The following is a 1,213-nucleotide window of genomic DNA, read 5'->3' as shown; positions in this document are numbered from 1 at the left end:
TGACCTGACTGGTTTTTTCGTACCACTGGTGTCTAGAGACTCACGGCCCCGGTGGTTGAACTACATTCGCTAGCCCGGCGAAATTCTGCCGGTGTTAGGTACTGCAAACTCGAATGCGGACGCACTTCGTTGTAGTGAGTCCGCCAATCTTCGATCACGATCCTCGCTTCGATCCGGTTCCGAAACCACTCCATCGCCAAACACTCATCACGGAATTTTCCGTTGAAGCTTTCGTTGGTGCCGTTCTGCCAAGGCTTGCCCGGATCAATCAACGCTGTCTCGATCTGCTCCTGGACCGCCCATTTCAACAGCGCCGTGCTGACAAATTCCGGCCCATTGTCCGACCGAAGATAACGGGGCGCTCCGTGCACGCTGATCAACCGACTTAGCACTTCAATGACTCGGCGTGAGCGAATCGATCCCGCCACATCGATCGCCAGGCATTCCCGCGTATATTCGTCGACCACGGTCAGACATTTGACTTGCTGCCCGTTTGCGCAGGCGTCGAATACGAAGTCGTAGCACCACACCGAGTTACGAGCCGCTGGCGCATGAGGTCTCGGACGGCTGCCGGCAACCCGGCGCCTACGTCGCTTCCTCGGCACTTGCAGGCCCGCCCGGGCCCAGAGCGAGGCACATCGGTCGCGGCCGACAACGATGCCTTCGCGCTCCAGCAACACGCGGATGCGACGAGAGCCGAAGCGCGGGTGATGTCCCGACAACGTTCTCATAGCCTCGATCACCGGTGCATTCTTGCTTGGCATCTTCAATGCATAGCTCAAGCTCGAACGGCTGACCTGCATCAGCGCACACGCTCGCCTTTGACTCAAACCCCGCGCCATCGCGAACCGGGCTTGTTCACAGCGAACCTGTGCGCTCACCACTTTTTTGCGCCGATCTCCCTCATGACCTCAATCTCAAGATCGCGCTCGGCCACCATTTTCTTTAACCGCGCGTTCTCGGCCTCAAGCGTCTTGAGTCGTTTGACGTCATCGCTGACCATCTCGCCGAACCGTTTGCGCCAAGCGTATATCGACGCTTCGCTCACGCCATTGCGCTTGGCCACCTCGGGGATCGTATCTCGATCCGCCTCGCGCAGAATTCGCACAATCTGTTCGTCACTGTACCGGCTCTTCTTCATACCAACTCCTCGTCTGAGCTGAGGAGCCATTATCTCTAGATTTGATTGGTACGAAATTTTCAGGGCAGGTCA

At 57.5% G+C, this 1,213-nt stretch carries 1 protein-coding gene; it reads right to left on the bottom strand.

Translation table 11 applies throughout. From position 1 onward, the window contains the following. Positions 1-32: 32 nt before the first annotated feature. Positions 33-1,141 (bottom strand): IS3 family transposase gene (locus PSO31014_RS22210; protein WP_150553593.1). Its coding sequence is split into 2 segments (ribosomal slippage): positions 33-892 and positions 892-1,141, totalling 1,110 coding nucleotides; the frame shifts between segments, so codons are not numbered across the junction. Between the last annotated feature and the right edge of the window lie 72 nt (positions 1,142-1,213).

Origin of the sequence: Pandoraea soli (genome assembly GCF_902459595.1) — a bacterium.
Lineage (GTDB): Bacteria > Pseudomonadota > Gammaproteobacteria > Burkholderiales > Burkholderiaceae > Pandoraea > Pandoraea cepalis.
The sequence above is the reverse complement of the archived record's forward strand: the minus strand, read 5'-3'. Positions and strand labels throughout refer to the sequence as shown.